The following is a 23172-nucleotide window of genomic DNA, read 5'->3' on the forward strand; positions in this document are numbered from 1 at the left end:
TTTATGGGAGAGAATATGGTTCGTTGCTTAATCATAGTTAATACATACAAAGAAGAATCTCAAAAAATGGGGGCAGAAATAAAGTCTTACCTTGAAAAATGTGGAATTCGGGGCGATGTTTTTCTGTTCAACGGTTTTTGCGAGCAATATCCTTTTAGCGGATACGATTTTGTAATAACTTTGGGTGGCGACGGAACAGTACTTTTTGCAGCCCGTGGCTGTGCGCCTGAAAAAATTCCGATTATTCCTGTAAATTTTGGAACCTTTGGTTTTATTGCCTCTGTTCAAAAAAATGAATGGAAAGAACAGCTGCATCAATTTTTGGACGGAAAATCTTTGATTGTAAGCCGCAGTATGCTCGAAACGGAAATTATTCGTGGTGGAATGAAGCGTTTTTCGGCTGTAAGTTTGAATGATGTCGTTATCAGTGCTAAAAATTCTGCGCACACAATCAATTTTGAGGTTGAATACGGAAAAACTCCTCTCGGCCGGTTTGTTGCCGACGGAATGATTCTTTCGACCGCAACAGGTTCGACGGCATATTCTGCAAGCGCAGGCGGTCCGATTATCGATCCTTGTATTGATGCAATGTGCCTTACTTTAATAAATCCATTCAGTTTATCGAGCAGACCTTTGGTTTTGAGCCCGGAAAATGGTCTTTCCACAAAAATTCTTCCGAGCCGTGTAAGCGATGTAATAATTACGGTTGATGGTCAGATTCCGAACGATTTGCATGTCGACGACATAATAAAAATTCATCAGTCACCGCACAAAGCGCTTTTGGTTGGCTGCACTCAGGAAAAATTTTATAAATCATTGCGCCAGAAATTAAACTGGTCTGGAGGTCCAAATGCTTGAGGATTTAAGAATCAAAAATTTTGCCCTTATCGACAGTGCCAGCGTTGAGTTTAAAAACGGATTTACAGTTCTTTCTGGAGAAACTGGTGCCGGAAAATCGCTTTTAATCGGAGCGTTGACTTTTTTGCTCGGCGGAAAAGGCGGAGTTGAACACATAAGGACTGGTTGTCAGACAGCTCAGGTTTCTGGAACTTTTTACATTAAAGGTCTTTCTTCTCCGGTTGATCCGTCAAAAATAAATGAAGACGACATAAAAACACCTGCGCAATGGCTTTACGTGCATGGAATTGAGAGCGAAGATGACAGAATTCTGATTCGCCGTGCAGTTCGCGATACTGGAAAATCTGCCGCATGGATTGGCGACACTCCGGTCACTCGGGCGGATTTGGCTTCGTTTTGTAATTTTTTAATCGACATTCACGGTCAGCACGAGCATCAGTCTTTGATGCGTGTCAGTGAGCACCGAAAATTTCTTGATTCGTTTGCCGGTTTGGACGAAAAAGTTGAAGAATTTACGGCTCTTTATTCAAATTTGGTCGCAAAACGCAGAAATTTGGATGAACTTTTGTCTGACGATAAAACGCGCGCCCAAAAAATCGATGTTCTTACGTTTTCTGTAAAAGAAATAGAAGATGCAAAACTAAAAAAAGGCGAGGACAGGGAGCTTGAGGACGAAGAAAAGAGGCTTTCTTCATTTGAAAAACTTTACGAAGACATAGATTCAATCTGCCAGACTTTGGAAGGCGCGGAAAGTTCCAGCGGAGCGGTTTTGCTCTTAAAGAAAATCCGTTCTGTAGCCCAGCATGCCTGTCAGCTTGATAAAAATCTTGAATCTCTGGATAGCCGTCTTGAAAGCGCATTTTATGAACTTTCGGATATTGCAGGTGAATATTCTTCTTATAAAAATAGTCTTGTTTTTGATCCTGAGAGACTTGCTTTTGTTCAGGACAGGCTTACCTTGATTTATAATTTAAAGAAAAAATATGCTTCGTCGGTTAATGCGCCGGTTGAAGAAGTAATTCAATTCGGGCTTGATGCACAAAAAAGGCTTGCAGAGCTTAGTGGCGGTGAAAAAAATAAGGATTCCTTAAAAGCGGAAATTGCCGGGCTTGAAAAAAATGTCTATAAACAGGCAAAAGAGATTTCTGACAGCCGGAAAATTGCCGCTCAAAAAATGTCTGAGCAGGTTATGGCGATTTTAAAAACCTTGGGAATGAAAGACACCCGGTTTGCAGTTCAGGTTGCGGAAAAAAATGGTTCTCAAATCGAACAAAAATGCGGACCTTATGGAATGGACGATATTGAATTTTTGATTGCGGCCAATCCTGGAAATCCGCTTCAAAGCCTTGCAAAAATTGCTTCCGGCGGTGAATTGAGCCGCGTTATGCTTGCGCTAAAAACCGTTCTCGCGGAAACAGACAGTGTCGAAACACTTGTTTTTGACGAAATCGATACAGGAATCGGCGGAGAAGTTGCGGTTTCTGTAGGACAGCATTTAAAAAGCCTTGCAAAAAAATGTCAAATTTTATGTATAACACATCTTGCCAGCATAGCAGTTTATGCCGATAATCAACTTAAGATTGCAAAGAGTGTTTCTGAAGGAATGACAAATACCGAAGTTGCTCCAATTGAAGGAGAGCAGAGGGTTGCCGAAATTGCGCGTATGCTTTCAGGCGATGCGGCGAGTCAGGAATCTTTGGAACACGCAAAAGCAATGCTTGCAAAATTTTCAGGTACTGGAGAAAGCTAATGGCAAAGATTTCAACAGAAAACAGAGAACTTTTTAATGCAAAAATTGTTCCCTACAAAGATGAAATAAACGCTCATCTTGAAAAAGAAAAAGAAGTTCTTGCTCTAATCGAGAAAGAAAAAAACAATGTCGGTTATAAAAAACTTTTTCTTTGCGAAGACCAGATTTATATTGCAACATTGTGGATTGCAATAAACAATCTTTCTGTCGAAATTCTTGATACTAAAAATAATGATGCCCTCAACGATGCAAGAAAATGTCTTTACAAGGCGATAATTCACCTTGAAGAAGTTGTTACCGCTGTTATAAATTGTCCTTACAGCGAAATCGAAGACAAGGTTTCTGAAATCGAAAATACTCCTCTGGAAAAAAGATTTTATATTGTAAAAAAACTTGGACTTGCAATTCAACTTTTGGTTGACGCTTTTGGAGAAAATACAAAGTGGAAGTGGTCTTTTGTTGAACTTAGAGGCCGTTTTTGTACAGTTGCAAAAAACCTTATTCCAATGAAACAGGCCTGCAAGGATTATTTTGATCCTCGTTCTGCTGATTACGACAATACGGTTTATTATATTCGGCTTGTCCTTAAGCTTTTGGATCAGTCCGCAACTCAATACCGCGACCGGTATGAACTTTCAACACATCGCATTGACGATATGAACGCGGCGATAAACTATCTTCTTGCATTGCGCCGGCTTCAGATTTTGTTGAGCATGAAAGATGAGGCGGAAGAAACTAAAAAGAAGGCTTTGGTTTGGAGAGAAAAACTTGAAGCAGACCATAAGTCAGGAATTGCCAGCTAAAATATGCTTAATAAAAAATTCATTCTAAAATTATTTGAAGGTTTTTCTATTCAACGATGGAACGATTTGGTCCGGCCTTTTGAACTTGTAGAAATGGACAAGGCGGCGGAACGAATGATTGTTGCGTACATAATTGGAAAGTACGAAGAAAAAGCCGGAAATAAAATTGACTGGGAATGGATTATAAACGCATCTCTTTTTGAGCTTCTAAAAAAAATTGCGCTGTGCGACATAAAAAGTCCTGTTCAGCAGATGATTCGCCGTCAGTTTCCGCAGGAATATCTAAAACTGAACGAATGGGTTCTAAAACAGTACAAAGACATAATTGAAGACGAAGCGCTTTATTCAGATTTTACACTTTATATTGCACGTACTGCCGGAAATTTTCCTATGCCAAAGGAACTTGAGCTTTCTGCGCGGGTTTTGCGTGCTGCCCATAAATTTGCCTCAATGCGCGAACTTCAGATGATTGAATGTGTAAACGAAGAGGAGCGGATTGTAAAAATCAAAAAGGATTTAAATCAGGAAATTCAAAAATACCTGGATTTGCGCGGAATGCAGCTTCTTGTTACGAGACAGAGGCCGTTCGATTTTATTATGATGATTGAACAGCTGCGTTTTCAGACAAGATGGAATCAAACTCCGAGAATTCCAAAGACAAGCGTGCTTGGACACTGCTATTTTGTTGCGGCTCTTACTGTTCTTTTGATGAGGGACACAAAAGTTAAAATGTGCCCAAAGCGTCTTTTTAACGACTTTTTTTCGGCTCTTTTTCATGATTTGCCGGAAGCCGTAACCCGGGATATTATTTCTCCTGTAAAGCAGGCAACCGACGCTCTTCCTGACATTGTAAAAAAAATCGAGGACGAAATAGTCAACCGCGAACTTGTTCCTCTTATGGATGATTTTTATGCTGACGAAATTATTTATTTTACAAATGATGAATTTTCAAACCGAATTCAGCAGAAGCAAAAAAACGGAAATACAAAGGTTCAGAAAGTTGAATGGGAAGATTTGAACGGAAAATACAATTCCGACGAATTTAATCCTGTTGACGGAAAAACTGTCCGCCTTGCCGACCACTTGAGCGCGCTGATTGAGGCTGACCGCTCAATAAAATATGGAATTACGAGTGCGCATCTCCGTGGCGGAAGAAAACACACCTTAAACGGCTACGCAAAAGGACTTGTCATAAACGGCATAGAAATTCGAAAAATTTTTGATGATGTTGTTTCTGACTAAAAGCCGCAATTCGCTTTTTTAATTTCAATATTCTTCATTTTTTTATAAAAAACTGTAATTATATTTTTTTGCCTTTAAAACATATATTTTTTTGCCGAAGATATAAGAGTTATGAAGTCTGTATTTTTTAAAAATGTAAAAACCGCAATTTTTTTTACCGGAGTAAGTGTTTTTTGTTCAGGTTTCCTGTTTGCCGAATTGAGTCACACCGTTCAAAAAGGCGAAACTCTTTATTCAATCTCAAAAAAATATAGTACAACGGTTCAGTCGATTGCGGATGCAAACAAAATTGACGGTACAGATATAAAAATCGGACAAAAACTTGTAATTCCGGAAAAAAACGGAGCGGTTCAAGCAAAAACGAATGATTCTGCTTTAAAAAATGATTCAAAAATCGACTCTAAAACCGAAAAAAACATTCAGACCTACACTGTCAAAAAAGGCGACACCTGGTACGCAATTGCCAGAAATTTTTCGGTAAGCGTAAAGCAGCTTTACGAATTGAATGGAACTGACGAAAAATCTGGACTTAAGGTCGGCCAGAAAATAAAAATTCCGGCAGTTTCTGCGCTTGCTTCTAACCAGAGTGTAAAAAATACTGGGACTTCTAAAAATATGGCTTTAGAATCAAAAAATTTCGAACTAAAAAATCAGTTGCCGTCTGTGATTAGCGACACTCATAATTATTCTGAAAAAAAAGGCGACCCGAACCTTGTCTGGCCTGTTCAAAAACCTGAAGTTACTTACGTAAACGGAAAGGTTAGCGGCGTAACACTCAGTGCAAAAAAGGACGAGCCTGTAGATGCGATAAAGTCTGGAACTGTAATGTTTAGCGGAACCTACCGCGGTTTTGGAAACGTTGTCTTTATTCAAAGCAAAACCGGTCATATTTACGCATACACCGGACTTGGAAAAGTTTTGGTTTCCAAAGGCGATTATATCGATTTTAAAACTCAGATTGGTACGGCAGGAATCAACAGCTATTCTTCAAAAAGCCAGATAAGCCTTATGGTTTTTCAGAACGGACTTCCGATTGATCCTGCAAAAGCTCCCCGTGGCTAAGTTTTTTAGGCAAAATCTGCGGTTTTGAGAATTTTTTGCCGCTTTTAAGTTGAATAAGTGGACAGTTATAATTCTTCTACTGGATCTGGATTTTTACTTTCTTCCAGACCTTCGCTGTCCAGAGAGACAAATTTAACATCTGCTTCCGATGTGATTTTTTCGCGGATGATTACCTTTAAGTTTTTGCAGACAAGGGTTGTAAGTTTTAAGGTTTGACCGAAACGGTTTGAATAAGTTGAGTCTGTCTGATCAATGTCATCTGTTTTTAGATAGATGTGGAGTTCGCTTTTTATATATTCAATCATGTCGGAAAAATTTATCCGTTTGTTGAATTCCATGTCCCGCTGAATGTAATCGATTACTTCAAAATTCGAAGGATTGCTTTTCAGTTTTGTTTCCATTTTGCCTGCCTTATAACAATGCCTGGACTGCAAGCGAAGATGTTTGTTCTGAGCAAATTCTAAGCCTCTGTCTCTTCTTTTTTTGTGGAACCGGCATTTTTATTAAAATCTTAAATATTTCGGCACAGACTTTTGCATCGTCAAAGGCGCGATGTGCATGTCCTTTGTCAATGCTGAACTGGTCTGCAAGAAATGTCTGTTTCCAGCTTCTGTTTTCTGGCAGCATAATCCTGCTTAGTCTGAGTGTATCGACTGCGCTGTTTTGCAACGGCAAAAAACCGAGGCGTTGAGATTCTGCGTTCATAAAACGAAGGTCGAACTGCGCATTGTGCGCTACTAAAATTGTTTCTTTGCAGAAATTTCTGAATTCTGGAATGATTTTTTCTGCCAAAGGAGCATTTTCCAGCATCTGGTCGTTGATTCCTGTCAAGCCAACAATAAATGGATTTAACGGAGATTGAACTTTTATTAAAGACGAAAATTTTTCAAGAATTCCGTCCTTTGTAAATTTTACCGCGCCGATTTCGATTATGTTTGAATTTTCTGGATTTTGTCCGGAAGTTTCTGTGTCAAAGGCACAAAAAACAGCACCTTCTTCATAGAGAGAAAGAATTTTTTTGTTTGACGCAATCAAGTGCAGGTTGTTGTTCATAGATAAAACTTGGACTGCCGTTTTTGCAATTTTTTTGCCGGCAGTCCATTTTTTTTAATTATTTTGCATTTTCAAGAAGATTTTTGATTTCTTTTGAAATTGAATCGCAGCTTTCTGCTGATTCTTTTTTTGCTTCTTCAAGATTAGAAGTAACTTCTGTTCTTGAGTTGATGTAGAACTTGATTTTTGGTTCAGTTCCTGAAGGGCGTGCAGAAACAATTGTTCCGCCTTCGAGAACAAACTGAAGCACGTTTGACTTAGGAAGCGCAATTTCTGTTTTTGCAGATGGATTTTCTGGATTGTAAGAAACGCTTTCCTGGATGTCGCGGATTTCAAGAACTTTTTTGCCACCGAGAGTTTTTAAGCCTTCTGAGCGGAGTTTTGTCATAATTCCTGCCATAACTTCTTTTCCGGCAGAACCTGGGAAATACTGCGAAATTGCGCGGTCTTCAAAGAAACCATATTCATTCCACATGTCGTCCAAGTGTTCGAGAATTGACTTGCCTTTTGAAGCCCAGTAAAGTGTCATTTCGGCACACATTGCGGCCGCAGAAACGCCGTCTTTGTCCATTACTTCTTTTTCTACTTTGTAGCCGTAAGATTCTTCAAGGCCAAAAACGTAATTTTCCGAACCGTCTTTTTCAAATTCATCTTCAACAGCGGCAATCCACTTAAAACCTGTAAGGCATTCGTGCATTTTTACGCCGTATTTTTTGCAGATGTAGTCGCAGAACGGAGATGTTACGATTGAGCGGATTGCTGCCGGGCTTGCAGGCATTTTTCCGAGTTCTTTTCTTGAAAGAAGAACGTATTCGCACAAAAGAGCGCCCATCTGGTTTCCAGAAACGAGGACGAATTTTCCGTCTTTGCCAGGAAATGCCGTTCCGAAGCGGTCTGCGTCAGGGTCTGTTGCCATTACACAGTCAGCCTTTTCTTTTTCGCCGAGTTCAACAGCGAGTTTGAGGGCGGGAGCTTCTTCCGGATTTGGTTTTTCTACAGTCGGGAATGCGCCGTCCGGCTCTCTCTGCTGTGGAACTGTAATTACTTTTAGTCCAAGGTCGCCAAGAACTTTTTCTACGTGCATTGCGCCTGTTCCGTGGAGCGGAGTGTAGACGATTTTTACGCTCGAAGCCTTTTCTTTGATAAGTTCAGGGCGGAAAAGCTGAGCCTTGCACATTGTCCAGAATTTTTCATCAATTTCTTTGTCTATAAGAACGAGTTTTCCTGATTTGAGCGCTTCTTCTTTAGAAATTGATTTTACTTCCTTTACAGCATTCACTTCATCGATGATTCCAACGTCATGCGGCTCGATTACCTGAGCACCGTTGTCCCAGTAAGCCTTGTAGCCGTTGTACTGAGGCGGATTGTGGGAAGCTGTAACGACAACTCCTGTCTGAGCTCCAAGCTCGCGGATTGCAAAAGAAAGTTCTGGAGTAGGGCGGAGACCTGTAAAAAGATAGGCCTTGATTCCGTTTGCGGCAAGAATAAGGGCCGTTGCTTCTGCAAAAACGTCCGAATTTTTGCGGCTGTCATAGGCGATTACTGCGCTCAAAGTGCCGTCTTTTGCTTTCTGAGGAAATGCTTTAAGAACGTAGTTTGCAAGTCCCTGGGTTGCAAGGTTTATTTCGAGAGTGTTCATGCGGTTTGTTCCGCCGCCCATAACTCCGCGAAGACCTCCGGTACCAAATTCAAGAGTCTGATAGAATCTGTCTTCCAGTTCTTTCATATCTTCTTTTGCAACGAGTTCTTCTACTTCTTTGCGGAATCGTTCATCTTTTTCTTCTTCGATGTACTTTTTTGCACGTTCAAGAATTTCTGTTTTTTCCATAAATTTCTCCCATAAAAAGTTTTATGCTAGTGAATCTGCACGCAGAATCATTTTTGTTTCCCATTCAAGAAGTTTTTGTTCTTCTTTAGGTTTGTTTCCTTTTACATCGCACATTACGCGGAAAACAGGTTCTGTTCCGCTTCCGCGCATCCACATAAATGCGACAGGTTTTTCGTTTTCATCGTAAAAAATGATCTTGAGTCCGCCTTTGCCGCTCTGCGAATAATCGTCAATGTTTTTAGTTTCAACGGTTCCGTTTGTTCTGACAGCAACATAGCTTTCAAAACCGTACAGTTCCTTTAATTCATTTTTATGCAAATTCCACTGATTTTCAAATATTTTTTGGAACTTTGCCTTTAAAATTCCGTGATCCGCTGTTTTTATCTGAAGAACAGCCCTTTCTTCGCTTACGCCAGTTGTCGTGTAAACAGGCAGTGTTTCGATTATGTCGCGCAAGGTGTAGTTTTCTTTATATTTTTCCATCTGGCCGCTTGCTTCGCACCAAAGATGAAAAAGACCTTTTCTCAAAGCTCCGTTGGCTTGGTCGTCTTTTAAAATCAGAAGCTTTACAAGCGCAAAAATCGTGCAAAGAGGGTCGCGCACTGCCGCCGGATGAGTAATGTTTCCGCCGTTCGAACCTTCGCCCAAAATGCGCACAGTCCAGCCTTCGCTTCGTTTTTCACGCGCCAAATTTACGACATTTGCTTCGCCGACTTCGCTTCTAAAAACTTCCGCCTTAAAAGCATGTGCGATTTCTTCGATTCTCATTGATGTAGGGCCGTTTACTGCAACCCCGACTTTTTGTCCGCCAAAAAAAGAGCCGGTCTGTCCGTTTTTTCCTGATAAAAAGAGTTCTGCTTTTTTTGCAAGTCCGCAACCTTGCGAAAATTGAGCCTGATACGCAGAATATGCAAGTTCTGAAAGAACCGAAAGCGCAAATCCTTCCTGGGCTCTTAAAACCTTTGCTTTTTGCTCAATTTCGTCCCAGTAGACAATGTTTCCGCGGTCTCCGTCGCAGTCCGGCATGTAACCGAGAATGCAGTTTTTGTCGCCTGCGGCCTGTCTTTTTTCGATTTCGTGCGCACACCAAACCAGATTTTCCGGTTCAGGAATAATTTCGTGGGCGATTTGTCCGGGAGCGCTGTTGATTGCCGTTAAAGAAATTCCACATTCGTTTAAAAATGTTTTGTCAATTGACATTGTGCGCGCAGAACCGTTCATATCTGCTACGACGCACAGCGGTTTTTGAATCAGGTTTTGTCTAATTCTTGCAAATACCGCATTTTGCACGGCAGGCTCTTTTGAGCCGGAAATTACTTCTTTTTCAAAACTTCTGTAAGTGTTTGCAGCCGAATGTTTTGTCGCGATAGATTCTGCAAAAACCCAGTCCAAGTCAATGTCAGAACATGAAGATGCCAGTTTTTGCGCGTATTCAGCAGCGTCAGGACGGGCACATTTTTTTTCAAATTCCGCAACGAGTTTTGCGTTTTCCTGTCCGTTTAAAACGCCTCCGTCATTCAGCCCGAATTTAATTCCGTTGTAGCCAATCGGGTTGTGGCTTGCCGAAATATAGACAAAACCGTCCGCCGAATGTGCATAAACCATAATTTCTGGAGAGGCAATTATTCCCGTATACGAAACTGCAATTTTTTTTGCCAGAAAAACTCTGAGCATTGTTTCTGCAATTGCAGGACCTGTAGGACGGGTGTCCATTCCAACTATAATTAAAGGGGATTTTTTTTGAGCAAGCATATAATCTGCAAAAGTTTCTGCTGCAAGCGCCGCGATTGTGCGGTTTAAATCTCCGATTTCGACATTGTCGTCGTCTTTTTCTCCGGATTCAGCAAAAACTTTGCGCCAGCCAGACGCTGATGTAATCATCTTATGTTCCATAACAAAAATATTTTATCACCAAAAATGACTAATCGCAACAAACTGGAAAATTCTTGTTTTTTAAATTTGGCACCGCAATCCATTTTCAAACCTGCTTTCCACGGTTCCGCTTGTGCTCCATCCGCCACAGGCGGACGCTTCGCGCCGTTTCAATCAGGGGTGCATTTTTTTGTGCAGACTCAATATGCTTCCACAGAATATGTGAGGATTTTTTCTTTACCCAAAATATCTGCAACCGAAATCGTAATTCTGTTGTGTCCCTTAGGAATTGCAATTTCGCCCAAAAGCTGCCGTTTTTTGTCCGGATAAATTACAGAAGAAGGGTAGTTGCTCTTGTTGTTTGTGCAGAGTTTTCCGTCTATGCTTACCAATGCATCGTATGTAATTGTGTCGGCAATTGCTCCGTTTACAAGAATTGTCGTTTTGTACGGCATGGAAACCGGCTGCTGCGAGCAGTAAATAAAATACGTTCCGGAAGCGATTCTTCTGTTTGTGTCAAAATTATATTCAGTTCCTCTTTTATTTATAGCCGTAAGATTGAGAATTTCAAGCGGAAGCTCGTTTCCAAAGCGCGGCATTAAAATCCGCGGATTTACGAGCGTTTTGGCCTTTAAATCGACAACCTGAAATTCCAAAAGAGCGTTTCCTTCCTGCCAGCCGGAGCTTCCGCAGGTTCCTAGCGGAGTTGCGTTTTCAACTTCCGAAAGTTCATAGCGTTTTTCCTGATCGTCCGAATTTAAGTTTGCATAAACCGTCATCAAACTGTCGTCGTGAACGAGAATCACTGCATTTCCGAGTGTGCTTTCAAAAAGAGAAGAATCCTCGTCATGTTCGCTCAAAACCGCGGTGACAGTTCCTTTGCTGGAAGTTTTAATTTCTCCGCTGTCGCTAAAAATCAGCGAAGGATTTATAACTCCGCCACGGGTGTGCGCAAAGTATGTAAAAAAAGTGTCGGACATGATTTCTTCCTGCGGCCAGTCAAAACCAAAGGCGAAAAATGGAGCCAAAACCAATGCCGATAAAAACGATATTTTTTTCATAAAAATCTGCCTCCGTTTTTACTTAAACTCAATGTCCACTCTCGAAAGCGAACTGTCGCGTCCGACAAAAAGCGAATTGTCTTTGACTGTTATGTAAGCATTTTCCGCTTTAAAGCTAAAGCTTCCGGAATAAACCGAGTGTTTTTGGATTACAGAAACTGAATAAATTCCGTCATTTTTGCTAAGGACAAAGATATTTTTTTTGTTGCTGGTTTCTTCTATTGAAAGAATATTGCCTTTTACCGGAATATGCTTTGATTTTAAGGTTTTGCAGTTTAAAACGCCAAGACAGTCTTTGTGCGCAAAATAGCAGTAATCACCGTCGCTTGAAAATTTTACAAGAACCTGCTTTGTTGTGTCTGCTTCCAGATATTCATGAAAGAAGATTTTTGTAATTCCATTTTCTCTCTTTGCAAGAGTGAATCTCTGCTGTTTTTGACCGCTTATGCTCGCTGTCGTTAAGCCGTCTTCCGAAACTGCAAGGCCCAGAATTACAGGATATTTGCTTCCGCCCGGTTCATACTGGCGTTCGATTTTTCCGTCCGCGTCAAAAATAAGAATCGAGCCGTCCGCGTAGCCTGCGGCAACTTTGTCGTTTGTAGAATCCAGGGCCGTAATAGGAACGTAATTTTCAAATTTCCATTTTGGCTCAAAATTTTCATTCAAAAATACAAAACTTGTTCCGCCCGGCAACATAAGAAATTTTCTGTCCTTTTGAAAAAACGGAAAACCCTGCATTTTTAGTTCTTTTTTTTGTTTTCCTTCTTTTGATACAAGTTTTAGACTTTTGTCGCTTGTTCCGTAAATGCAGTAATCGTCTGGACTGATTGCGATTTTGTACGGAAATGTAAAAGCCTGTGCAATTTGACCGTCTTCTGTAAAAAATCCCGCGTTTTGTCCAAGTTTGAACGGAATATATTGCGAAGGTTCAGTTTTGTCTGAATCTGGAGAAGGCTTGTTGCAGTCAACCGTCCATTTTGTCGCAAAATGAATTTCTTTGGAAAGCGGTTTTATTGCAAAAAATGTATATGCGAGCACAACCGTTGTGCATATCGTAGAAATTGGATTTAGTTTTTTTAGCATGATTATTTTTATGGTATAATGATTAAAAATTATGGTCAAGTTTGATAAAAAAATGTTTTTTTTATCAGTGCGGTCTTTTATTTTGCAATAAAGTCGAAGAGAATGTATTTACTTGACAAAATACCGTTCTAAATGCAAAATATGCAAAAGATTGTTAAGATTTTATAAAAAAATGGAGACAAAAAGTGGAAGACGATATCCTTACAATTGAAGAAGTTGCAAAATATCTGCGTGTTTCTGAACGCACTGTTTATGACTGGGCTCAAAAGGGCGAAATTCCCGCTGGAAAAATTGGAACGGTATGGCGTTTTAAAAAATCAGAAATTGAAAAATGGGTAAACGAACGTCTTTCTTCAAATATCAAAAAAGAAGAAAACAATCCTGAGGTAATCGTAAAGAACATTCTTTCACCAGACCGCATTGTTTTTATAAATCATACTACAAAACGCGATGCCCTTGTTGAACTTGCAAACAATTTGAGCACAGCTCCGCAGGTAAAATACAGCGACGAGCTTGTTACAGAGATTTTAAAGCGCGAGGAACTTATGTCTACAGCAATAGGCCGTGGAATTGCAATTCCTCATGTGCGCCTGTCTTCCGTAACAGACCTTGTAATGAGCGTTGGAATCTGCAAAAAGGACATAATCGACTATCAGTCAATTGATGAAATCCCTGTAAGAATTTTGATTATGATTGCGGCGGCTTACAATCAGCACACATATTACCTTCAGACGCTGAGTTTTTTCAGTTCAAAATTAAAAGAAAAGGCTCTGCGCGACAAGCTTCTTGACGCTTCAACTCCAGAAGAAGCGTACGCTCTTTTAACACAGGAGTAGTTTTTGCCAGAACAGAAAAAATTGTTTTTCTTTTAGACTATTCGTAAAGTTCTACAGGAATCCAGTTTTTTCTGTCCTGCATGTCTTTTGCAATCATTCCAAAAGTTAGATTTTTTGCCGTAGTTTCTCCAAAAAGATATTCTTTTCCGTCGAGACTGTAGGTTTGTCCCTGTTTTCCCGGCAAATTTATTCCTACCATAGCATGGCTGTATTGAGTGCTTATGAACATAATTGAATCCAGCCCAAGGTTTTTATAAAGAAGCATTAAAAGCATTGAGCGGCTGTCGCAGTCAGAGCCTGCTCCTTCGAGCGTTGCCGGAATATTTGTAAAATCGGCGCGGTCAGAAGAAGATGATTTTCTTTCGTAGTTAAAATTTTGTGTCCAGGTTAAAAGTTTTTGCGCGAGCGCTGCTTCCGGAAAATCCGGAGATTCTTTTTTGCAATCTTCTGCAAGCGCGTTGGAAATGTCAAATGCCGCTCTTTTTGTGCGCCCCATTCCGTCTTTTGCAATTATTCTGTAAAAACGCTGCCAGGCTTCTTTCCAGCAATTTTGGTTTACGAACAGTTTAAAAACTGAAAATTCCCGGTCAACGACAAACTGGTTTGCTTCGGAATCATCTTTGTCCAGAACCGTGTTTATTTTTTTTCCGGCAATTGTGAGCGTTATGTTTTTTTGTCCGGCTTTTGGAAAGGCGAATGCGGTTATAAGCCCGCTTTCCTTAAAGCTTCCGCGGTCGACCATTATGCTGTCTAATATAGAAAGAATAAACTGCTCGCAGTTGTATGCCTTGTCTTCCGGGGCAAACGATATAACTGTCAGAAAGCTTTTTTTGTCTGGAAGGGGAATTGAAGTTCCCCAGCCGCACATTTTTGTGCCAAGGGTTTTTTCGCTTATTGTAATCTGAGAAACGGCGCATTCTCTGTTGCGCCATTTTGCCGTAGAAATTTCTCCTGTTGCGGAAAGTTTTTCCAAGGTCTTGTAAAGAGCTTGTGTGCTGTTTTGAAAATTTTCCTGGGGCCAGACTTTTATCGCGGTTTGAACTGGAAGAAGCTTGTGCGTAAAAAGAATTGAGCTTTCGTCTTCCGTCATGTCTGAAATTTCTGACATTTCTGGAAAATCTATGCTGTAACCGTAAACAGAACTTGAGACCAGTTCCGAAAATGAATAAAAACTTGGAAAAATTAAAAAGAATGCTGCAAAAATCGGGCGGATAAAAGTTTTGCGGAATTTTTTCATAGCTTTGGCACTTCCATAAAATACTAGTCTAAAAAATACTTTTTTTGTAATATAGGCAACTGGACAAGGGATTGTAAGGGCGCGCGAGGCGCGTTCCAAAAAATGTGATTGCGCCTTGCGGAATTACTTTTTTTGGAATGACAACCCTGAAAAGCCCGGTTTTTGCGCAGGCAAAAATGGCCCCAAAAATTCAAAAAAAAATATTTACAGATTGATAATCGGATGAAAAATATTCAAATTGTATATGAAAATGAAGAAATTCTTCTAATAAATAAAGAAGCTGGAATGAGTGTTCAGGGCGGTGCTGGAATTGCGCATTCTTTGGACGAGGAACTTTCTAAGCAGCTTGGGTACAAGGTTTTTTTGGTTCACAGGCTCGATAAGGAAACGTCCGGGCTTATGGTTGTTGCAAAGTCGGCGGCCGCGGCAAACAAATGGATTGGCCTGATTGCAGGAAAACAGGTAAAAAAAGAATATACGGCTGTATGTTTTGCTCTGCCTTGCGTAAATGGAAAAACGGCTTTGGCTGGAACTTTAAAAGACAATGTTGTAAAGGCTGGACGGGAATTGAATGCTGTTACGGATTTTAAGGTTTTAAAATCTGGAAAAGTAAAAATTGTTCCGGAAAGCGAAATTGCCGTTAAAAATACGAAAAGCGCTTTTGAAAGTGAAGAAATCGAGCTTTCTGTTTTACATCTTACGCTTGGAACCGGAAGAATGCACCAGATAAGAATTCATCTTGCAAAGGCCGGCTGTCCGATTGTTCAGGACGATAAGCACGGAAACTTTAAGTTGAATAAAAAGGCTCGAAAACTCGGTCTTAAAAGGCTTTGTCTTGCCGCGACGACGATAACTCTTCCTATCGATGGAAAAAAAACTGTTTTTAACGTGGAGTTGCCGGAACATATAAAAAAGGCGGTTGAACTTTTGTAGTTTTTTGTTATATAAGGAATTGCACTTGACACTTTTCTGTTAAAAGCGTAAATTATATTAACATTTTAATAGTAATATTTAAATGGATCCGCGCAAACGGGTCCTTTTTTATTGCCGGAGCAAAATTACAGAGATTATGGATTACATACCTTTAAATTCTTATTCGCATTATCAGGAGTGTGAAAACGTTGCTTCTTCGCTTGGTTACCACCTTGTTGAATTGAAATTTTCTAAGCAGGGAAGCACAACTCATATTCTTGCCGTAATTACAGGAGATGATCCGACTGTGAATATCGGCGTAAATGACTGCTCGAAGGTGCATCATGCGCTTCTTCCAAAAATTGAAGAAATTCTTGGAACTGATGATACTTACATGGAACTTACTTCTCCTGGAATGGAGCGGAATATTAAAAATGCGGCTGAATTTGCGCTTTTTAAGGGACGTCAGGTTCGGGTTTGGGATAAAACAGTTACGGATTGGGTCGGTGGAAAAGTTGTTTCTTCTGACAATGCTTCGATAACGCTCGAAGTTGAAAATCCGGATGGTTCTGTTGAACAGAAAACTGTTTCTTATACAGATATAGCAAAAGCAAAATTTATTCATTTGTAATTGCAGAATTGAATTTTTTGGGGAAGCCTCTAAAAAATGGGGCGACCGTTAATTTTTTTTTCTACTTCAAAAGGGAGAAATAATATGTCAGAAATGTCAGAAGCGATTCGTGAACTCATCGAAGAAAAGGGAGTTTCTGTAGAATCTGTTAAACAGACTGTGGAGTCTGCAATCAAGGCGGCTTACAAAAAAACTTTCGGAACAGCGGACAACTGCGAGGTTCACTTTGCAGATGATTTGTCGGATGTTTCGGTTTACTCGAAAAAAGTAATTGTAGACGGTGTTTATGATCCTGTGACAGAAATTGAACTTGAAGATGCGCTCAAAATGAGCGAGGAATGTGAAGTTGGAGACGAAATCCTTATTCTCGTAGATCCAAAAACTTTTGAGCGTTCTGCTGTTTCTACAGGAAAACAGGCTGCTCATCAGGGGTTGAGCGAAAGTTTTAAAAACAATCTTCTGGCAGAAAATAAAGGCAAAATCGGCGAAGTTATCATTGGATATTATCAGCGCGAACACAATGGAAATATTTACGTTGATCTTGGTAAGGTTGAGGGAGTTCTTCCTAAAAAATATCAGAGTTCACGCGAAATTTATCAGAAAAATGACAGAATTAAGGCTATCGTCGTTGACGTAAAACCTACTTCTTCGGGAGTTCAGCTGGTTTTGAGCCGCACTGATCCAAAATTCGTGCAGTCAATCATTGAGCTTGAGGTTCCTGAGCTTGAAGATAAGACAATCGGAATTTACAAGATTGTTCGTGAAGCCGGCTACCGCACTAAGATTGCCGTTTTCTCTAACAAGGAAGATGTGGATCCTGTAGGCGCATGTGTTGGTCTTAAGGGTGTTCGTATTCAGAATGTAATCCGCGAACTTGAGGGTGAAAAAATCGACGTTCTGCGCTATGACCAGAATCCTGTTGAATTCATTAAAAACGCGCTCTCTCCTGCCGAAGTTGAGAAAGTTTTGATTACGGACGAAGAGAAAAAACAGGCTCTTGCAATTGTAAACGAAAGTCAGTTCTCTCTTGCGATCGGAAAATCGGGTATGAACGTTCGTCTTGCAAACCGCCTCTGCGACTGGTCAATCGACGTAAAAACCGAAGAACAGGCTGCGGAAATGGATTTGAGCCAGTTCTCTACACGCAAGGCCGCAGAAAATCTTTTCAACAATTCTTCTGAGAAAGAAAACGCTGGTTCTGAAGAGAATGAGCCAATTTCGACAATTTCTGAATTGCCTGGAGTTGATGTTGATGTTGCTTCAAAACTCAAGGCTGCCGGATTTGATGATATTCAGACTTTTGTTGATTCGTTCGATTCTGATTCAATCAAGGTTGAAGGCGTAACTCAGGAAGATCTTGAAAAAGTAAATTCAATCGTTCGCGATGTAGTTGAATTTGTTGAAGATGATTCTGAAAAAACGGAAGAAGAAAAGCCTGGGCAGGAAGAAGAGGAAGAATATTTCTGTCCTGAATGCGGCGCAAAAATCACTTTGGATATGACAAAATGTCCAAAATGTGGCGTAGAATTTGAATTTGAGTAATAAAAAACGGTAGAATAAAAAGTCTTTGAAATTTTAATATCGAAGGCTAAAAGAGTAGTGCGAGAAAAATTATAAGGGGAAAAACGAGAAAATATGGCTGAAGAAACAGAGAAAAAGCCCGGATTTGTATTGAATAAGAAAAAAACAGAACCAGCAGAAAACAAAGCGACTGCTGCGGTTTCTGCAAATTCAAGTACACCGGAAAAGAAAAAAATTGTAGTCGTAAAGAGAAAAGCGCCTGCACAGGCTCAGGAAAGTGCGGTTGAAAACGGAGAAAATAAAAAACGTCCGGTTCCAGTTGTAAAAAAATCTCCTGCACCGGCAGCAGCTCCTTCTGCTCCTCGTTCTCAGCAACAGCGTCCTGCTGGACAGACTCGTACTACTTTTGAAATCGGCTCTGCAAGACCAAATGTAAAAGCCGGTAATCTTTCAACTCCAAACCGTCAGCGCAACGGCGGATACAACCGTGGTCAGAACGGTGGCTATGGCAATCGCGAAGGTGGCTATAACGGCGGTTATGGAAACAGAAATTATAACAATAACGGTCAGCGTTCCGGAGGTTTTTCTGGAGCACAGGCCCGCGAAAATTATCAGAACCGCGACAGAAACGGTCAGAGCGGTGGATTTAACCGTCAGGGCGGATTCAACCGCGGTCCAAACGGTCAGGGCGGTGGATTTAACCGTCAGGGCGGATTTAACCGCGGTCCAAACGGGCAGGACGGTGGATTTAACCGTGGACCAAATCAGGGTGGAAGACCGGGATTTGGCAGCCGTCCGGGATTTGGCGGTGGAAGACCGGGATTTGGAGGAGCACCAGTTGCATCTGCAATTCCTGAACAGAAAGGACCTGGAAAGAAGGCATTTAAAGGCAAAAAACAGGTTTACAACAACCGCAAGGACAAAGAAGAGCTTTTTGACGAAGAGGAACTTTACAAGAAGAAGACAGTTACTCCTGCAAGCGTAGTTCCAAAGTCAATCGATATTATGGAATCTGTTTCGATTTCTGATTTGGCAAAGAAAATGAACCTTAAAGCCAGCGAAATCATCGGAAAACTTATGTCGATGGGAATGATGGTTACAATCAACCAGAGCATTGACTCTGACACTGCAACCCTTCTTGCCGCCGAATACGGCTGTGATGTCCATCTTGTTTCTCTTTATGACGAAACCGTAATTGAAAGCGACAAGGGTGAGGAAGGAAATGAACTTCCTCGTCCGCCAATTGTTACTGTAATGGGACACGTTGACCACGGTAAGACAAAAACACTTGATGCAATCAGAAAGACAAATGTTGCGGCAGGCGAAGCCGGCGGAATTACACAGAAAATCGGTGCTTATCAGGTTAAGACTGAAAAGGGCGTGATTACATTCCTCGATACTCCTGGACACGAAGCCTTTACAATGATGCGTGCCCGCGGTGCTCAGATTACAGATGTCTGTGTCCTCGTTGTTGCCGCAGATGACGGTGTAATGCCGCAGACTCTCGAAGCCTTAAGCCATGCAAAAGACGCAAAGGTTCCGATTATCGTTGCAGTTAACAAAATTGATAAACCGGATGCAAATCCTGACCGTGTAATGACGCAGCTTTCTGAACAGGGACTTACTCCTGAAGAATGGGGCGGCGACACTCAGTACGTAAAAATTTCTGCTCTTAAGGGCGAAGGAATCAGCGAACTTCTCGACGCGATCCTCCTTCAGGCAGAAATGCTTGAATTAAAGACTCATTGGGATACACGCGCAGAAGGAAAAGTTATCGAATCTCATGTTGACCAGGGACGCGGTGTTATTGCCGATGTTATGGTTCAGAGCGGTACATTGAAAGTTGGTGATCCGTTTGTTGCCGGAATTTATTCTGGAAAAGTACGTGCAATGTTCAACGACCGCGGAGAAAAAGTAAAAGAAGCTACTCCTTCAATGCCAGTTGAAGTTCTCGGTTTGGACGAAATGCCGAATGCCGGAGATCCGTTCCAGGTTACAGAAACTGAACGCGATGCCCGCGATATTTCAAACAAACGTCAGGAACTCAAGCGTTTTGAAGCAGCAAAGGCTGTTAAGAAAGTTACATTGGACAACCTCGTTTCTACAATCGAAGCAAGCGAAGTAAAAGAATTGAAGGTTATCATTAAGGCTGACCTCCAGGGTTCTGCAGAGGCTTTAAAACAGTCTCTCGAAAAGCTTTCAACTCAGGAAATCCGCTTGAACGTAATTCATTCTTCTGCCGGAGCCATCAACGAAAGCGATGTTACTCTTGCAGCCGCAGACGAAAATGCAATCATTATTGGATTTAATGTTCGTCCAACGGCAAAAGCTAAGATGCTCGCTGATGAAGAAAAAGTAGAAATCAGAAAATACAACGTTATCTATAAGTGTGTTGAAGAAATTCAGCAGGCAATGGAAGGAATGCTCCGTCCAGATACAATCGAACAGAATATCGGTATGGTTGAAGTTCGCAACACATTCCGTGTTCCAAAAGTTGGAGTTATTGCAGGATGTTCAGTTACAGAAGGTCTTGTTAAAAAATCAGCAACTGTCAACCTTATCCGTGACGGAATCGTTAAATGGACAGGAAAAATTTCTTCGCTCAAACGTTACAAGGACGATGCAAAAGAAGTTAAGGCCGGTTTTGAATGTGGTATCGGTCTTGAAAACTGGCAGGACATTCAGGTTGGCGACCAGCTTGAAATTATTGAATACGTTGAAGTTGCAAGAAAACTTGGTGAATCTCTCGTAGACGAAAAAGCCGAAGCAGAAGCAAAGGCTAAAGAGAGAATTGCCGCTGCAAAAGCCGAAGCAGAAGCCGCCGCAGCACAGGTTGCCGCAGAAGAAGCAGAAGCAAAGGCTAAGGGAAAAGCAAAAAAAGCAGCTAAAGAAAAGTTAAATTCTTCATTTGTTCCGAAGGGAGATGCTGAATAATGGGTGAATTTAGACTTGCCAAACTGGGGGAGCAGATTCGCGGTGAAATTGCGCTGCTTATCAGCACCCAGAAAATAAAAGATCCGCGTGTTTCAACTTTTTTGACGATAAACCGTGTGGAAGTTGCCGCGGATTTGGCTTATGCAAAAGTTTATGTTTCGAGTTTTTTGCCAGAAGGACAGATTTTGAAAGGAGTTGCCGGGCTCAACAGTGCGGCAGGATTCATTCAATCGTCAATCGCAAAAAAACTTACAATTCGAAAATTTCCAAAACTCAGCTTTATTGCTGACAGTTCAGTAAAGGAAGGCTTTGAGATGGTAAATAAATTGAACCGTCTTGAAGCTGAGGAAAATGAAATCCGCAGACAGCAGACAGACGGGCAATAGCGCAAACTCCGGAATTTTGCTTTTAAGCAAGCAGTCCGGAGAAACGAGTTTTGCTTCTTTATCGGCAGTAAAAAAATCTCTTGGCACAAAAAAAGTCGGCCATACGGGAACATTGGATTCCTTTGCAGACGGACTTCTTGTCGTTCTTACCGGACATTTGACGCGTCTGGTTTCTCATATTACGAATTTTGGAAAAACTTACCTTGCATTGATTGAATTCGGCTCAGAAACCGACACCCTCGATCCGACCGGAAATGTAATAAAAACAGGAAGAATTCCGGACGAAGAAGAAGTTCGTACGGCTTTGAAAAAATTCAAGGGAGAAATTGATCAGGTTCCGCCAAAATTCAGCGCGCTTCACGTAAATGGAAAAAGGGCCAGCGACCTTATGCGAAGCGGTGAAGAAGTTGAACTTGCGCCAAGAAAAATCACAATTCATTCTATTATATTGCTCGATTTTTTTGAAAAATATGCTCTTGTCGAAGTCAGCTGTTCAAAAGGAACCTATATCCGCTCTCTTGCCCGCGATATTGCAAAAGAATGCGGAACTGTCGCTCATTTAAGGGCTTTGCGCCGGACTGGGGTAGGACCTTTTTATTTGAAAAATGCGGCAGGTCATGAAGATTTGGAAGAATTTACGATTTCAAACCTTGTATATGGCGAAAAAAAATCTCCAAAAAACAGAAAAGAAGATCCTGGTTTTGCAGAACAGGTAAAAAATTCAACTTATCCTATGACGGCAGAAATTGCGCGTTTATGCGGATTTTCTCCGGCCATGCTTTGCACAGGCTATGTTCAGGATTTTGCCAACGGACGGCTTTTGAGAAGACATTCGTTCTATTTTGAAGAAAAAACTCCGGAAAACTGTGAGCTTGCGGTTTTTTACCCTGATTTAAAGTTTGCAGGAACAGTAAAAAGAAACGGCAGAAAATTCAGTTACGGTTTTGTAATTCCGCCGGAAGAGCAAAAACTGAAAATATATTCCTGGGAGCAGGTTGTAAACGGAAACCCCTTGAAGGATTTTGGAAATAAGGAAACAGCCCTTAGCATTGGAAGTTTTGATGGAATGCATATCGGGCATGATTCGATTTTTGATTCGATTCTTGAAAAAAAACAGCTTGTGCCGGGAATTGTCACTTTCAGGCATACTACACGGCTTGAGAAATCTGGAAAAGATTTTAGCGGAGAGGTTTCATCGCTCTCTCAAAAGCTGGAATTCTTTATGCGAAAAGGATTTAACTTTGTCGTTGTAATTGACTTTTCTGACGATTTTACTAAAATACAAGGGAATGATTTTCTGTCAATCTTAAAAAATAACTGCAATGTAAAATATCTTGCCGAAGGTGAGGATTTTAGATGCGGTTACAAGGGGTTGACCGATATTCCTGCTCTAAAAGAGTTTTGTGCTAAAAATCAAATCGAGCTTAATGTTGTCAGTTTTGTTGATTATTCTGGCAAAAAGGTAAGTTCTTCGAGAATTCGGGAAGACGTTCTTGATAAAAAGTTTAATGAAATAAGCATAATGCTTAAAAATCCGTATACGATTGACTGTGCGGGTTTTGAATGGTACAGGGAAACGATAGAAGGAAAAAATTATCTGACCGCAAAAAAACACGGAATTCAGATTTTTCCGCCTGACGGTGAATACACTGTCAAAATAAAAATGGTAATTTCTGGAAGCGAAGAGATTTCCGCAACAAAAACTGTAGCCTGTAAATTAGATTCCGGTTTACTTCGCGTGCTGGATTCTGATGGATCGCTCAGAGGCTTTGTGCGGGCAATTCAATTTGGTTACCCAGAGAAATAAATATTTTAAGGAGTAAGTAAAATGCTTACAAAAGAAGAATCAGCTGCAGTAATCAGCAAATTTGGCAAAAACGAAGCCGACACAGGAAACACAAAAGTTCAGATCGCTCTCCTTACTGAACGTATCAAACAGCTTACAGTTCACTGCCAGCACTTCCCAAAAGATGCTGGTGCATCACGTGGATTGCTCAAAGTAATCGGACAGCGCCGCAAGTTGCTTAAATATCTTCAGAGAAAGGATTTGGAAGTTTACCGCCAGCTTATTAAAGAACTTGGTCTCCGCAAATAATAAACCGT

Annotated in this window: 20 protein-coding genes; 13 read left to right on the forward strand and 7 right to left on the reverse strand. The window is 40.9% G+C overall.

All coding sequences use genetic code 11. The features are described from left to right. Positions 1-15: 15 nt before the first annotated feature. The 5 genes from B5D47_RS06685 to B5D47_RS06705 all read left to right on the forward strand — a co-directional run bounded on the left by B5D47_RS06685 (position 16) and on the right by B5D47_RS06705 (position 5715). Positions 16-858, forward strand: a complete 843-nt coding sequence (locus B5D47_RS06685) for an NAD(+)/NADH kinase (protein ID WP_078931067.1) — start codon at positions 16-18, stop codon at positions 856-858. After that, positions 851-2608, forward strand: coding sequence for a DNA repair protein RecN (gene recN / locus B5D47_RS06690; protein ID WP_078931068.1), 1758 nt, complete (start codon positions 851-853; stop codon positions 2606-2608). Before B5D47_RS06685 ends, recN begins: the two co-directional genes overlap by 8 nt. Next, a complete protein-coding gene (locus B5D47_RS06695) occupies positions 2608-3411 on the forward strand; it encodes a hypothetical protein (RefSeq protein WP_078931069.1) in 804 nt (267 codons plus the stop codon). The genes recN and B5D47_RS06695 overlap by 1 nt, the downstream gene beginning before the upstream one ends. A 3-nt stretch (positions 3412-3414) precedes the next feature. Further along, on the forward strand, positions 3415-4653 hold the full coding sequence (locus tag B5D47_RS06700) for an HD domain-containing protein (RefSeq protein ID WP_078931070.1): 1239 nt from the start codon (positions 3415-3417) through the stop codon (positions 4651-4653). 111 nt (positions 4654-4764) lie between these two features. Then, positions 4765-5715: a LysM peptidoglycan-binding domain-containing M23 family metallopeptidase gene (locus B5D47_RS06705; RefSeq protein WP_078931071.1), complete on the forward strand. Its 951-nt coding sequence runs from the start codon at positions 4765-4767 to the stop codon at positions 5713-5715. A 65-nt stretch (positions 5716-5780) separates the two neighbouring features. Here B5D47_RS06705 and B5D47_RS06710 read toward each other — a convergent pair whose 3' ends face one another. The 6 genes from B5D47_RS06710 to B5D47_RS06735 all read right to left on the reverse strand — a co-directional run bounded on the left by B5D47_RS06710 (position 5781) and on the right by B5D47_RS06735 (position 12612). Further along, positions 5781-6116, reverse strand: a complete 336-nt coding sequence (locus B5D47_RS06710; protein ID WP_078931072.1) for a hypothetical protein — start codon at positions 6114-6116, stop codon at positions 5781-5783. A gap of 10 nt (positions 6117-6126) precedes the next feature. Further along, complete coding sequence (locus B5D47_RS06715; RefSeq protein WP_078931073.1) at positions 6127-6768, reverse strand: 3'-5' exonuclease; 642 nt, start codon at positions 6766-6768, stop codon at positions 6127-6129. Positions 6769-6826: 58 nt separating this feature from the next. Beyond that, a complete protein-coding gene (locus B5D47_RS06720; protein WP_078931074.1) occupies positions 6827-8596 on the reverse strand; it encodes a phospho-sugar mutase in 1770 nt (589 codons plus the stop codon). A gap of 21 nt (positions 8597-8617) precedes the next feature. Continuing rightward, on the reverse strand, positions 8618-10489 hold the full coding sequence (locus B5D47_RS06725; RefSeq protein WP_234969953.1) for a phosphoglucomutase: 1872 nt from the start codon (positions 10487-10489) through the stop codon (positions 8618-8620). 179 nt (positions 10490-10668) lie between these two features. Then, positions 10669-11529: a peptidoglycan DD-metalloendopeptidase family protein gene (locus B5D47_RS06730; protein WP_078931076.1), complete on the reverse strand. Its 861-nt coding sequence runs from the start codon at positions 11527-11529 to the stop codon at positions 10669-10671. Positions 11530-11547: 18 nt separating this feature from the next. Next, the gene (locus B5D47_RS06735) at positions 11548-12612 is read right to left on the reverse strand and encodes a hypothetical protein (protein ID WP_143592623.1); all 1065 of its coding nucleotides are present in this window, start codon (positions 12610-12612) and stop codon (positions 11548-11550) included. Between the two features lie 185 nt (positions 12613-12797). Here B5D47_RS06735 and B5D47_RS06740 point away from each other — a divergent pair, with 185 nt between their 5' ends. Continuing rightward, positions 12798-13448: a PTS sugar transporter subunit IIA gene (locus B5D47_RS06740; protein ID WP_078931078.1), complete on the forward strand. Its 651-nt coding sequence runs from the start codon at positions 12798-12800 to the stop codon at positions 13446-13448. A gap of 37 nt (positions 13449-13485) precedes the next feature. On the opposite strand, the gene B5D47_RS06745 is transcribed toward B5D47_RS06740, so the two are convergent. Beyond that, entirely contained in the window at positions 13486-14685 is a 1200-nt protein-coding gene (locus tag B5D47_RS06745; protein WP_078931079.1) for a hypothetical protein, read from the reverse strand. Positions 14686-14907: 222 nt separating this feature from the next. Between B5D47_RS06745 and B5D47_RS06750 the strand changes: the two genes are divergently transcribed. The 7 genes from B5D47_RS06750 to rpsO all read left to right on the forward strand — a co-directional run bounded on the left by B5D47_RS06750 (position 14908) and on the right by rpsO (position 23164). Continuing rightward, the gene (locus B5D47_RS06750; RefSeq protein WP_078931080.1) at positions 14908-15618 is read left to right on the forward strand and encodes an RluA family pseudouridine synthase; all 711 of its coding nucleotides are present in this window, start codon (positions 14908-14910) and stop codon (positions 15616-15618) included. 136 nt (positions 15619-15754) lie between these two features. Then, positions 15755-16228, forward strand: coding sequence for an LSm family protein (locus B5D47_RS06755; RefSeq protein ID WP_078931150.1), 474 nt, complete (start codon positions 15755-15757; stop codon positions 16226-16228). 84 nt (positions 16229-16312) lie between these two features. Beyond that, entirely contained in the window at positions 16313-17770 is a 1458-nt protein-coding gene (gene nusA / locus B5D47_RS06760) for a transcription termination factor NusA (protein WP_078931081.1), read from the forward strand. 93 nt (positions 17771-17863) lie between these two features. After that, positions 17864-20683 (forward strand): translation initiation factor IF-2, encoded by a 2820-nt coding sequence (gene infB, locus B5D47_RS06765; protein WP_078931082.1) that lies wholly within the window; start codon positions 17864-17866, stop codon positions 20681-20683. Beyond that, positions 20683-21069, forward strand: coding sequence for a 30S ribosome-binding factor RbfA (gene rbfA, locus B5D47_RS06770; protein ID WP_078931083.1), 387 nt, complete (start codon positions 20683-20685; stop codon positions 21067-21069). Before infB ends, rbfA begins: the two co-directional genes overlap by 1 nt. Continuing rightward, positions 21035-22876, forward strand: a complete 1842-nt coding sequence (gene truB / locus B5D47_RS06775) for a tRNA pseudouridine(55) synthase TruB (protein ID WP_078931084.1) — start codon at positions 21035-21037, stop codon at positions 22874-22876. The genes rbfA and truB overlap by 35 nt, the downstream gene beginning before the upstream one ends. 21 nt (positions 22877-22897) lie before the next feature. Next, positions 22898-23164: a 30S ribosomal protein S15 gene (rpsO, locus tag B5D47_RS06780; RefSeq protein WP_078931085.1), complete on the forward strand. Its 267-nt coding sequence runs from the start codon at positions 22898-22900 to the stop codon at positions 23162-23164. Positions 23165-23172 lie beyond the last annotated feature (8 nt).

Source organism: Treponema berlinense (assembly GCF_900167025.1).
GTDB lineage: Bacteria > Spirochaetota > Spirochaetia > Treponematales > Treponemataceae > Treponema_D > Treponema_D berlinense.

What these genes read in the sequence shown, in the direction of transcription:
- B5D47_RS06755 (WP_078931150.1), top strand. Translation starts at nt 15,755, where the DNA reads ATGGATTACATACCTTTAAATTCTTATTCGCATTATCAGGAGTGTGAA.
- B5D47_RS06725 (WP_234969953.1), bottom strand. Translation starts at nt 10,489, where the DNA reads ATGGAACATAAGATGATTACATCAGCGTCTGGCTGGCGCAAAGTTTTT.
- B5D47_RS06705 (WP_078931071.1), top strand. Translation starts at nt 4,765, where the DNA reads ATGAAGTCTGTATTTTTTAAAAATGTAAAAACCGCAATTTTTTTTACC.
- B5D47_RS06750 (WP_078931080.1), top strand. Translation starts at nt 14,908, where the DNA reads ATGAAAAATATTCAAATTGTATATGAAAATGAAGAAATTCTTCTAATA.
- rpsO (WP_078931085.1), top strand. Translation starts at nt 22,898, where the DNA reads ATGCTTACAAAAGAAGAATCAGCTGCAGTAATCAGCAAATTTGGCAAA.
- B5D47_RS06715 (WP_078931073.1), bottom strand. Translation starts at nt 6,768, where the DNA reads ATGAACAACAACCTGCACTTGATTGCGTCAAACAAAAAAATTCTTTCT.
- truB (WP_078931084.1), top strand. Translation starts at nt 21,035, where the DNA reads ATGAAATCCGCAGACAGCAGACAGACGGGCAATAGCGCAAACTCCGGA.
- B5D47_RS06685 (WP_078931067.1), top strand. Translation starts at nt 16, where the DNA reads ATGGTTCGTTGCTTAATCATAGTTAATACATACAAAGAAGAATCTCAA.
- B5D47_RS06700 (WP_078931070.1), top strand. Translation starts at nt 3,415, where the DNA reads ATGCTTAATAAAAAATTCATTCTAAAATTATTTGAAGGTTTTTCTATT.
- infB (WP_078931082.1), top strand. Translation starts at nt 17,864, where the DNA reads ATGGCTGAAGAAACAGAGAAAAAGCCCGGATTTGTATTGAATAAGAAA.
- B5D47_RS06720 (WP_078931074.1), bottom strand. Translation starts at nt 8,596, where the DNA reads ATGGAAAAAACAGAAATTCTTGAACGTGCAAAAAAGTACATCGAAGAA.
- nusA (WP_078931081.1), top strand. Translation starts at nt 16,313, where the DNA reads ATGTCAGAAATGTCAGAAGCGATTCGTGAACTCATCGAAGAAAAGGGA.
- recN (WP_078931068.1), top strand. Translation starts at nt 851, where the DNA reads ATGCTTGAGGATTTAAGAATCAAAAATTTTGCCCTTATCGACAGTGCC.
- B5D47_RS06710 (WP_078931072.1), bottom strand. Translation starts at nt 6,116, where the DNA reads ATGGAAACAAAACTGAAAAGCAATCCTTCGAATTTTGAAGTAATCGAT.
- B5D47_RS06730 (WP_078931076.1), bottom strand. Translation starts at nt 11,529, where the DNA reads ATGAAAAAAATATCGTTTTTATCGGCATTGGTTTTGGCTCCATTTTTC.
- B5D47_RS06695 (WP_078931069.1), top strand. Translation starts at nt 2,608, where the DNA reads ATGGCAAAGATTTCAACAGAAAACAGAGAACTTTTTAATGCAAAAATT.
- B5D47_RS06735 (WP_143592623.1), bottom strand. Translation starts at nt 12,612, where the DNA reads ATGCTAAAAAAACTAAATCCAATTTCTACGATATGCACAACGGTTGTG.
- rbfA (WP_078931083.1), top strand. Translation starts at nt 20,683, where the DNA reads ATGGGTGAATTTAGACTTGCCAAACTGGGGGAGCAGATTCGCGGTGAA.
- B5D47_RS06745 (WP_078931079.1), bottom strand. Translation starts at nt 14,685, where the DNA reads ATGAAAAAATTCCGCAAAACTTTTATCCGCCCGATTTTTGCAGCATTC.